The 11673-nt window shown below is 44.6% G+C and carries 6 protein-coding genes and 1 tRNA gene; all 7 read right to left on the reverse strand.

Annotation, left to right across the window (positions count from 1 at the left end):
- Nucleotides 1-12 precede the first annotated feature (12 nt).
- The 7 genes from SNE25_RS25810 to SNE25_RS25840 all read right to left on the reverse strand — a co-directional run bounded on the left by SNE25_RS25810 (nucleotide 13) and on the right by SNE25_RS25840 (nucleotide 11622).
- Nucleotides 13-1371 (reverse strand): DoxX family protein, encoded by a 1359-nt coding sequence (locus SNE25_RS25810; RefSeq protein ID WP_321561905.1) that lies wholly within the window; start codon nucleotides 1369-1371, stop codon nucleotides 13-15.
- Nucleotides 1372-1401: 30 nt separating this feature from the next.
- A tRNA-Cys gene (locus SNE25_RS25815) sits at nucleotides 1402-1472 on the reverse strand.
- 12 nt (nucleotides 1473-1484) lie between these two features.
- Nucleotides 1485-2372 (reverse strand): cyanophycinase, encoded by an 888-nt coding sequence (locus SNE25_RS25820; RefSeq protein ID WP_321561906.1) that lies wholly within the window; start codon nucleotides 2370-2372, stop codon nucleotides 1485-1487.
- A gap of 18 nt (nucleotides 2373-2390) precedes the next feature.
- On the reverse strand, nucleotides 2391-3731 hold the full coding sequence (locus SNE25_RS25825; protein WP_321561907.1) for a RagB/SusD family nutrient uptake outer membrane protein: 1341 nt from the start codon (nucleotides 3729-3731) through the stop codon (nucleotides 2391-2393).
- Nucleotides 3732-3745: 14 nt separating this feature from the next.
- A complete protein-coding gene (locus SNE25_RS25830) occupies nucleotides 3746-6853 on the reverse strand; it encodes a SusC/RagA family TonB-linked outer membrane protein (protein WP_321561908.1) in 3108 nt (1035 codons plus the stop codon).
- A gap of 499 nt (nucleotides 6854-7352) precedes the next feature.
- Entirely contained in the window at nucleotides 7353-10277 is a 2925-nt protein-coding gene (locus SNE25_RS25835; RefSeq protein ID WP_321561909.1) for a TonB-dependent receptor domain-containing protein, read from the reverse strand.
- Entirely contained in the window at nucleotides 10201-11622 is a 1422-nt protein-coding gene (locus tag SNE25_RS25840) for a hypothetical protein (protein ID WP_321561910.1), read from the reverse strand. Before SNE25_RS25840 ends, SNE25_RS25835 begins: the two co-directional genes overlap by 77 nt.
- Nucleotides 11623-11673 lie beyond the last annotated feature (51 nt).

The following is an 11673-nucleotide window of genomic DNA, read 5'->3' on the forward strand; positions in this document are numbered from 1 at the left end:
AAATAGTGATTATCAGAGTTTAATGGCTTTGTTTCGGCCTCCGGCTGCTTCCTGTAACAGGTATTTCTTATCAATTTTGTTTAACACCGCGTAAACTGTGTCGCGGCCTTCAACCCCGGTTAAAACCAGCTTTGAATCGTCCGGACGGGTGTAATGCAGTACCAGTTTATCATCAGGATAATTATGATTTTTGTTTTGAAGGATAAGCTGTTGCTTAGCTTCATCTATTTGATAACTATAATACCGGCGACCGACGGACCCTGCTTCCTCATAGCTTCTGTCAGCATCACGATCATTGATTTCCTCGGTAACGGCCGAATCAATTTTAAGAGGCTTATTGGTGCCTATGCTCAGGGTGGCCCATTTTTCAAAGACCACGTTCTTCCAGCGGTTAGTATCAGTTACCGAGTATGGCAGTGTGGTGCTGTTTACTTTAAACTCAGCCACATCATACAACCCGCTGGCGTTTTTTAAACCCACTGTTTGCGGAAACTGGTAAATCTCATGATGATAAGCCGACCAGGTTTTATAGCCATATAAAAACACAAAAAAGAAGATGAACAGCGTTTTTAAGATCAACCTGTTCCGCTGCCATTTTTGCGAAAGCACTATTTTAAAACCGTTAGGCTCAACAGGTCTTTCCAATCCAATGAGTACAAACAACCTGATGGCGTCAAATGCCAGCAAAAACAGACCAAGCACAATCAGATAAAGACTATAGGGTGCTTCGCCGCCTTCATAAGCCAGGTTCGACATGAATACGTTACCGGTAAATATCACTACCATCAGCGCGCCGATGGTTGACGTTTTACGGAAAAGCAACAGTGAACCGGCCAGTATCTCCACCAGCCCCAGGAACGCCTCGTAATTAGGAACTATACCAAGGCTCAGCGAAAACAACTTCCATCGGCTGAACTCCCCATAATGCGTGTTAAGGTTACTTAACGATGGATATGGCGATTGCAACGGAAAAAACTTAATGAAGCCATAAGCTATAATGCCAATGGCCAGGCGGTAACGTACGATAACCCGTATCCAGTAATAAAGCTTATTGTAATTTGTGTCTTTATACCTGAAACTCCAGATAACAGTCCCGATTAGGGCTATGGCCAGTATCACCAGCCAGTCGGCATAGGTGTTTAGCCCCCATCTTGTTGACGAATTATTGGCCAGGATCTGCGGCGTGTAACGGCTGATGTAAAATATATCGCTAAACCGCAGGTGCAACCAGTTTATAGAGAACAGGTTGCGGTAATACTTCCAATCAAGCGGTACCGCCTGGATAAAGAAATAAATGGCGAAGATGCGAAAAGCCCACTTTTCGTATCCTTTCCATTCATCATTTGGTAATGATCCTTTTAATGCACTCATTGCTATATTTTGTTTATGTGTTGGTTTATGACGCCGGGGGCAGGTTCGAACTGCCGTAAAGGGTTTTGCAGACCCGCACTTAGCCACTCAGTCACCCGGCTTTTTAAGTCCTTTTAATTGCTTGCTGTTTTGGTTGATGCCGGTTTAGGGAGTATCGCTTTTCTGTTCAGCAGGTCGAACTTCTCACCTTTTTTGAGGTAGTAGAACGGCCCGTTATTGCCCGAATCGCTCGACGGATTTTTAACCGATCCTGCAAAGTTGTTGGCATCATAAATACCTACATAAGATGCTCCTATCACCTCAAAAGTATTTTGATGAACCACAATGGCGGTGCTTTCGTCAATACCGATACCCAACAGGTCGGGACGGGTTTTGATAAAGCTCAGCAGATCAAACTGGCGGTTACGTTTCAGGATATGCTGATCAATAGCTACGTTATGTATAAAATCGAGTCCCTGTGTATGGTCGCCTACCAGCACAGTATTGCCTTTGGTGTCTCCGCGGAACAGGTATGAACCCTGAATGGTAGCCCCGGCAGAAGTACCGCCAATTACGCCGCCACGGTTAAGCAGCGCATTAAACTCTTTTTGTGTAAGCGTGCCCAGGTAAGCGTCGGCAATTTTCCATTGGCGGCCCCCTTCAAACCAAACACCGGTAGCCTTGCGGATAGGTTCCACAAACTTTTCAGTATTGGCCACTTTAGGGTCGCGGGTGTGCAGGGTGGTTACATTCTTAACGCCAAGCTCCTGCAACTTTTTAACGGTCTTGTCGTTTTTTACGACGGTAGAATCGTCGCCTGCTGTAGGTACATAAATAATATTGGCGTTGGCGCCACCGGCCAGTTCAACAAAGCGGGCCCATATCTCCGGACCAACATTACCGCCGCCAACAATAACCAGCGAGCCTTTATCGGGTCCTACGGGGTTTGTCGCGTTTTGAGCAAATACATTAGCGGCGCTGAAAACAAACACGGCTAAAAACAAATTGATGATCTTTTTCATGTGATTTTGATTTAATGATTAATATCCTGGGTTAGGTGTCAGATCAGGGTCGGCCAGTAACTCGCTTGCCGGTATCGGGAATAAGTATTTAGTTGCATCGGTAATACCCAGCACTGCCGCTACTCGGTTGGTGCGTACCAGGTTAAACCAACGGTCGGTTTCAAAAGGAAACTCCACCTGCCTTTCGGCTTCGATGGCCAGCAGGATATCGCCTTGCGTGGCGGCTTTTGACGCCGCTACACCGGAACGGTCACGTACCGCGTTCAAATCTTCGAGGGCCCCGCTCAGGTTGTTTTGCTCGGCACGGGCCTCAGAACGGATGAGGTAAAGCTCGGCCACCCGTATAATATAGGCCGGATCGACACCCAGCGGTGTGCGATAATATAATTTACCATACCATAAGTTGCCCGGAGGCGCTGTTTGCGCAATTAACGAACTGCGGCCACCGCCAACGTTAGGGTCGTTTAACAACGATACCAGGGTGCTTGACGGCGCCCACTCCCTCCGGCCGCCCAAAGCCGGTGGTAAAAACCAGGTACTATGGTTGTTTTTAAACGAGGTGCTGTAAGCAATTTCAAATACCGACTCAGAAGTGGCTATGTTACCGGTAAAAAATGCGCTGTAAGGTTTCAGCAGGTTATAATTAGCATTATCGCTGATGATCTTGGTTGCATATTGTTCTGCCAGCGCCCATTGCTTGTTGTACAGGTAAAACCTTGCTTTTAGCGCCCAAATTGTTTTTTGAGTAAAACGGTTGCGATTGGTTGTAGCAGGCAACAAACCTTCGGCTGCTTCAAGATCTTTTAAAACCTGGGCATAGGTATCGGCCAGGGTGCTGCGTTTAATACCGGCATGGTCCGACGGGTTATGTGTTGGTGTTAGAATAAGCTGTACACCACCCCATCCCCGTGCAAGATCAAAGTACGACAACGCCCTTGTCGCATAAGCCTCGCCCAGATATTGATTTTTGGTAGCTGCTGTGAACAGTGGGTCGGTAACTTTTGGAACGGCCTCCAAAATATAATTGGCAGATAAAATAGTTTTATAAATGCCACCCCACGCCGAGCTGATATATCCGTTATAAGCAGTTGTTTTATGGGCTGATATTTCCTGTGGGGCCGCTTGCGAACCCGTCCATACCACATCACTCCCATACAGGTAAGAGATGGCAGGAAAATTCGATCCGTAATAATTATTTGAGCCCAGGGTGTTGTACAAGCCGTTAACTGCGGTACCGGCGCTGCCTGCATCAGTTATGGCCAGTGATTCATCAACCTGCTGCTGCGGCTGAACATCAAGAAACTTTTTGCACGAGGAAAATATCACAAAAAGCGGGAGTATATATAGTAGTCTTTTCATTGTATTTGATATAATTAAAAGGTGATGTTGGCGCCAACCTGCAGGGTGCGCGGTATTGGTGGTGTACCCAGGTCATATCCCTGCACATTGGGGTCGGCTGTTACGTTAATCTCCGGATCCGGGCCTTTGTACCTGGTGAGTAACCAAAGGTTTGAGCCGCTGAAATAGATGCGTACTGATGCCGCCTTTATTTTTTCGGCAATAGCTCTTGGTAGCGTATAGCCCAGGTTTACATTGCTCAGCCTTAAAAATGAACCATCCTCAATAAAGCGGCTAACCGGGCTTAGCGTATAGTTGGTGCCCAAAGCTGTTAAGCGGGGCACATCGGTAATGTCGCCTGGTTTTTGCCAACGTTTTAACTGATAGGTATCCATGGCACGGCGATCATCGCGGGTACCGCCGCCTTCTAAAAAGTAAGCGTTGTTATTGTAAACCTTATTGCCGGTCTGGAAGTTGAAGAATACACTCAGGTCAAAACCCTTGTACGCGAAAGTGTTGTTAAACCCACCGAAAAACTTGGGTAATCCGTTACCGTCAATAACCTTATCATTGGCAGTCACCGTTGGACCAGTTGTGCCATCTGCGTGTTGATAAATGGGATTCCCCGTTTGCGGATCAACATATAGCTGCTTGTACACATAAAAGGAGTTCATAGAGTACCCCTGCTGCATTCTGATAGTAGCGTAAGATGCATCTATAGGTATAGGCAGCTTCTCGATCTTGTTTTTGTTGTGCGATATGTTAAAACTGGTTTGCCAGGTAAAATCTTTGGTTTTGATGTTGGTGCTGTTTATAGCAACCTCAAAACCTTTGTTGCTCATTTCGCCGGCGTTTTTAATGATAGAGGTAAAGCCGGAGCTCAGGGCAAGCGGCAGGTTGAGTAGTAAACCGGTGGTGTATTTATTATACAGGTTTAACTCTAAGCTTAAGCGGTTATTAAAAAATCCTGCATCCAACCCAACGTTGATTTGACGGGTTGATTCCCATTTCAGGTCGGGGTTAGCCAGCTGGTAAGGCACTGTACCGGGGTTTTCAAGATAGTTGGCTCCTGCTGTCCATAATCCCCTTGAGGCACTATTGGGGATGCCGTTCTGGTTACCCGTTAAGCCAATGCTGCCGCGAATTTTCAGGTTGCTTAAAAACGATACATTTTTCAGGAAATCTTCTTCCTTAGCCTGCCAGGCCACGCCGGCTGATGGGAAATATCCCCAGCGATGGTCTTTACCAAATTTAGATGAAGCATCTGCACGGAAATTTCCTTCTATAAAATATTTACCGGCGTAATTGTAGGTCACCCTCGAAAAAAATGACGACAGGTTATACTTATCTTCTGAAGATGAAGATGTTGTAGCAGAAGCCGAAGCAATTTGCTGATAAGCGTCATTAGGGAAATTAGTACCCTGCGCCAGGGTTTGTGAACTTACGGTTCCCTGTAAAGAGTTACCTACCAGGGCGCTGAAAAAATGTTTATTGCTAAACGTTTTGTTATAAGTTAAGGTTTGTTCATTTGTCCAGATTGAGTTGGTGCTGATACTTGATGTACCCAGGTTATGGTTCGCCGCGCCCAGGTTGGTTAAACTGTTCCAGTATTGGTATTCGTTATAGGTATTGTAATCAACGCTCCAACTGGTACGAAACTTCAGATCGGGCGTGATGTTGGCATCGGCATAAATATTGCTAATGAGGCGGTTACTTTTGGAGTGCATATTGGTATTGTTGATCAGCACATCCAGGTTATCAAAACCGGCCCACTTAGCCGGACTGCCATCTGCATTTACTTTAGGCAGATAAGTTGGCGTGTGTAAGGCCGATTGCAAAATACCACCCTGCGGCCCATCGCCTACGCGGGCATTGGTACGGTATGTCTGCGAAATAAGGGTGCTTGTACCAATGCTGAATACATCGCTTATTTTTTGATCGAGGTTAAACTTGAAACTTCCGCGCTGAAAGTCGTTTGTTTTCAGATCGGCCTGCTGGCTGTTAAAACCTCCACCTACATAATAGCGTGTTTTATCGTTACCACCAGAAACCGAAGCATCATAGTTCTGGATAAAGCCAGTACGGAATACATCATGCAAACGATCGTAAGTTGGCTGATCCTGCGGTAAACCACGCGGAGCCGGTGAAGCCGATGGATTATCGGTAAGCGCCCTGAAAGGTTCATATTTATAGGTATTAGCGGCCGCTGTGTTACCCGTGGCTATAGCTTCGGCCTCGGTGTTGCGGTAGAGTTCGTTAACCAACTCGGCGTGTTCGGGACCGGTAACCAAATCCCATAATTTTGGAGCTTTGGCAAAACCGAAGTAGGTATTAAAGCTTACTTTGGGCGCTGTGTTATATTTACCGCGTTTGGTAGTGATCAGCACCACACCGTTGGCGGCACGCGCACCATAAATGGCGGTAGCATCGGCGTCCTTTAATATACTGATGCTTTCAATATCAGCCGGGTTAATGTCTGACAACGGGTTGTTGGCCTGCCCCTGTGTAGTAACTTTTTGCAGCGACTGGCTGTTGATGAATACCCCATCAACCACATACAAAGGATCATTACCGGCATTGATTGATGTACTGCCGCGGATACGAAAGAACAAACCATCGCCGGGTATGCCTGTACCGGCCGATACCTGTACGCCGGCCGCTTTACCCTGCAGCTGCTGGTCAAAACTGGCTACGGGTTTATTCCTTATTTCATCGGCACTTACAGTTGATACCGAACCGGTTAACGACTTACGGCTTTGCGTACCATAACCTACCACAACCACGTCATTTAAAGCACGTACAGATTGTTTTAAAAGTATGGTAACCGGGCTGCCGTTAGCGGTAACCTCTTGTTTGTCATACCCTATATAAGTAATAACCAGTGTGTAAGGGAATATCTGGCCGGTTACAAATGAAAATTTACCGTCCTTATCGGTTGCTACTGAGTGCGTTGTACCTGAGATTAGTACGGCTGCTCCAGGTAAAGGCTCCTGCGTAACGGCATCTAATACAATACCTTTAAGATGTGAATTGATAGTTGGTGGCTGCTCTTTTTGCGCCCACGATATAATGGGGATGGAGAAAAGTAAGAGGAGCGTTAGTAGCTTTTTATAAAATGATTTAGCATGGATATATATTTCCATATATTTAACAGGTTTTATTTAATAATTTATTGTTAGTAAAACTCGAAGGAAGGTCAGTGAGTGATTGGCGTTACGTAGCTGATCTTTCCGGAATCTGACCGGCGAGGCTTCCTTGCCGGTCTTGTTTTATGATGTATTTTTTATGCGCGCATCAGAAGTTCTTTAATAAACTTATACTCCCTAAAGCCTGGGCTTTATAAAGCAATTACACAAAAAGAAAATGTTAAAAAAGTAATTTTACAGGCAACAACAGCACATTATAAATGCCGTTGGGTAACTTAAGATTGTTGCATTGGCGGTATACGCCGATAACCTGTTTGAAGAAGCTTTCATTACTTCGTTTCTTGTTTTGACGCAACAAACATATAAATTATATTAATGACTACCAAATCTATAGACAAAATATATTTTATGTTTAAAACATGTTACAAAACATGCAGATCATTGGTGTCCCTACCTATGAATAATCAGGGCCTTCTGACGTTTGCTGTGTGACGCGTTAAAACTGGTAGTTTAAGCCTAACTGATAATAAGCAGAAAAATCCTGCTTTAAGGCAGTAATCTTCCCGGCCTGTGTTTGGGCAGGTAATAGATTACCAGTTCCGTTGGGGTTCGGAACTAAAATATCATCGGTGATACCGTTATTAAATAAATTGGAGGCACTTAATCTGATCTTCAGTTTACTGCCCAGTTTTTTCTCGGCCGAGAGGTTAACAGTTACGTTTTGCCGTTGCCAATAATCGAGGCCGTACCAGGGCGAAACCAGGTCAGTATGTTTGCCTGTATAAATAAAGGAAACGTTAGTCAGCCAGTTACCGGGCATATTTTTGTACAACAGATTAACATTTACCAAATGTTTGGACTGCCCTCCTAAAGGTCCCTGTTCTGGTTTACTTATGGTAACGAGGTTGCTCGTGACATCGTTCGGGTCCTCCCTGGTCAGCAACTTCTTTATGCGGGTAATATTTGATGAAGTAAAGGTATAGCTACCGGTGATAACAAAACTTTGCCAGCTGTAGCTGTAAAAAAGCTCGGCGCCATAATTTGTAGCAGTACCGGTATTTTTTAACTGTTCGGTTAATTGCCCTGCGGGTGTAAAGTCTAACCCGTTTTGGGGTATTGGGTAAAGCTCGTCGTTTCCGTTAAGCAATGTTTTTTCATAAGCGTCAACAATATGCTTATAAAATATGGCGGCTTTTAATTGTGTGCTCCGGGTTTGGTACCAGGTATAGCTCAAATCAAAATTGTCGGCCTGGGTGCGTCTTAAAAACGGATTACCTGCAACCAGGTAATCTTCATAAGCTATGGTGGCAAAAGTAATATCATATAAAGCCGGGCGCGAAATACCCTTAAAATAGCTGGCCTTCAGCTGCTGTCTGTCGTTAAAGGCATACTTCCAGTGAAAATCGGGCAGCCAGTCTTTATAATTGATATTAACTACCTTCCCGTAACTGACATCGGGATCAAGCGTTGAAATAAAGTTTTGATCTGTTTGCTCCAGCCTCAGCCCTCCCGAAAACTCCGATCGCCCGCTTTGCAGATCGGCCATGATATAAGCCGCGTTGATATGCTCCTCGGCTGTATAGTTATTAGGATTGTTAACATTACCAAGCGGGTTTTGTGGGCCGTTATCGTTTACCCATACGGCATTATTAATATCTGTAAAAGGTTCGTTAATGGTGGGAGTAAATGTATAAGAGTTATAAAAATTGTCGCGGTTTTTACGTCTTATAAGTCCGCCTGCACTCAACCTCAGCTTTTGATCAAAAACCTTTGGCCGGTAATGCAGATCGAGATAAATATCCAGGTCGCGTTCTTTGTTACTTAGCCATATCCGGTTAAGCGGGGCCAGTAATAATGGCGATTGTGTTATGGTACCTTCGGCCGATAATAACCTTCCTGTATTGGCGGTTAGCTCAGCCCAATCCGGGTAGCGGCCATTGGCTACTGAAAATACGCCCGCCCAGTCAATACTAAAATTGTGGAGGTTGTGGTTACCTTTTAAGTTTATATTATTGATTTGTTGTTCATGAACGCGTGAACGGTCACTAACATAAATACGTCCTGTACCGGCGCCTGACCGTCCCAGTATTAAACTGGTATCAACCGTGCTGCGGGTTTCTATATCCTTCTGATCGAGATAAAAATGACTCAGTGTGAATTTATTTGCACTATCAGGCTGAAAAACAACCTGTTCATTAGTACTTACCGCAATTTTATTATTGTAGTAGCTGTGTTTATAAAAATCAGAAAAAGCGGGTACGTTGCCCAGGTTAGGCTGTGTGTTTAAAGGGATAAAAAAACCATCAGAACCGGTTTTAATATTCTTATAATCTGCGACTGCTATAAAACCTAACTTGTTATTAAAAAACTTATGCCCAAACAACAGGTTAAAATTAGCATCGGGTAATGGCCTGCTATTTTTGAAGGAAAGATTATCTTTTGAAAAATCGGCACCTGTTGCGTAATAAGCAGGACCGAAACGCTCATAAGGTGAATGGTTCTGGACAACACTGCTATTGAAAGTACGGTAACGGTTATCAAAATAATGCCCGCTATAACCTGTACTTAGGTTTACCTGCAGTAACGGATCGTCGGGTGGCTGCCGCATCACCATGTTTACCGCGCCCCCAATGGCATCACCTTCCATATCGGCTGTTAATGATTTGTATACCTGCACGCTTTGCAACAGCCCGGCGGGGAACAGATCCAGCGATATGTACCGGCTCTTGTCGTCGGGACTTGGAATTTTAAATCCATTGATAAGGGTGTAGCTGTATTTGGCCTCCATACCCCTGATAATGGCTTTATCGGTATTACCCGTATTGGTGCGCGTAACAGAAAGGCCCTGGATGTGCTGCACAACATCGCCCGCGCTGATGCTGCCGGTATGCTCAATCAAATCGCCCGAAGCTATATCTACTGCAGATATGGTATTCCGTTCAGTAAGCCTCGATTGCTGATCTGATCTGGGGTTCACCTTGGCGGTAACAACAACCTCATTCAGATCGATCCGCAGCTTTTCGAGGGAAACATTTAAATCTAATGGTTTCCCTTCGGCTACAACCGCGTTTATAATCCGCTGCTTATAATTCGCAGCCGAAAACATAATAGCAATGCTCCCGGCCGGAACTTTATTTATATAACATATACCATTGGTATCGGTAACGGCGGTTACTGCAGTATTGATTATGGTAACCGAAACATTTGCAACAGGACCGCGCGTAGCCTGATCGGTTACCCTGATTTTAATGGCCGATGCAAATGCATAGCCATTAAAACAAAGTAAAATCCCTAATAATAAGCCCAGGCACTTCAATGATCGAATCGCCGGGTAAATGCAGTTTTTAGTGCTGGTTCCCGGTTCCATCCATCTGATAAGCGCCAATATCTTTACCCGGAGGCGTAATTTCTGTGGCTCCAAATACCTTGTCTACTTTCACAACGGCATACGGGCTGAAACCTGTATATCCCTTACCCACCGCCGGTGAATTAGATTGTAACCTGAAATTATAATTGCCTACAAAATCTGCACTGATAAAATCGGTATTGGCAGGGGCCGGAAGTGGATAATTTACAAATTGGGGGTTATTAGCACCGGGAGTTGTTTTGTTACCGCCATTTATATCACCGGTTTGTACCTTAGTAATAAAGCCCGATGGTAAAAACTGGGTTGTAATAGCGATGTTATCGCCATAGTTATAGGTATAGCCGTATTTAATGTTAGCTGTATCAGCCGCAGGTGTAGTACCCGCTCCCCCCAAAACGCTTAAGCCATAAGCACAGTTCACTATAATATTATTATACGCCAACCCTCTGCCGCCATTTTCAAAATCAAGTGAACCACCTTCACCGGCTTTTTGCTGACGGTAGCCACCGCTTATCATGGTATTGTTGTAGCAGGTCATGTTAGCCTGTGGCGATAAACCACCCGCGTTAGCCGATTTAAAGCAGTTGCCTGTACCGCCTACAGCCACGTTATAAGCAATATCGCCAACGCTGCCACTTTTAATATTTACGCATTCGCCGGCTATAAAACCTACTTTTTCAAAGGTATTGCGCATAATTTCGTATTTGCCGCCGGCAACCCTTAACATATCGTCATGTGAGCCATACAGCCAGCAATCTTCCACAACAAGGTTTGCTTTAGGGTTTTGAAAAAAAACACCGTAGCTGGCTAACGTAGCACGTGTAGGAGAATTTGCGGGGGTTAAGCCACCCAAATATTCAAGGCGGGTCCATTTTAAAATAATATCACCAGAGTTGTTACCGCCCTGTATACCACCCCAATAGCCTTTAAAAGCAGGATCAGTATTTGGGTTCTGAGGATCTTTAGTTGGATCGGATTTTAACGCGGTATTTTGAACGGTGAATAAATTAGGAGCTTGTTTTGTTCCCAATGACAGCAAGGTGCCATTTACCATAATACCTGGGGCATGCTCCTGTGTGCCAATAGCACTGGCTCCGCTTGCCGGTCCAACAATATATACCTTTACACCGCTTTGTATAACCAGTGTATCGCCTGCATTAATGGTAGCGGCGGCATAGTCACTGCTTAGGTAATAGGTTTGCCCTGCTTTCAATGTTCCTTTAATTGCCCTGCCGTTTGATTTATTTTTAGAGTTTAGGGTATCACCATTCTGAATGTATGAACCGGTGTGAAATTCCTGCCCTGATATTTCTATTTGCTGATCATTAGAAGATTTACTACACGAAAACAGAAATAGCGTTGGTAATGAAAAAAGCAGGAATAATTTAAATAATTTCATAGATTAATTGTTTGTAAAATGAATTGTTAAAGTGTTGTTTTTATACAGCTA

Origin of the sequence: Mucilaginibacter sabulilitoris (assembly GCF_034262375.1) — a bacterium.
GTDB classification, from domain to species: domain Bacteria; phylum Bacteroidota; class Bacteroidia; order Sphingobacteriales; family Sphingobacteriaceae; genus Mucilaginibacter; species Mucilaginibacter sabulilitoris.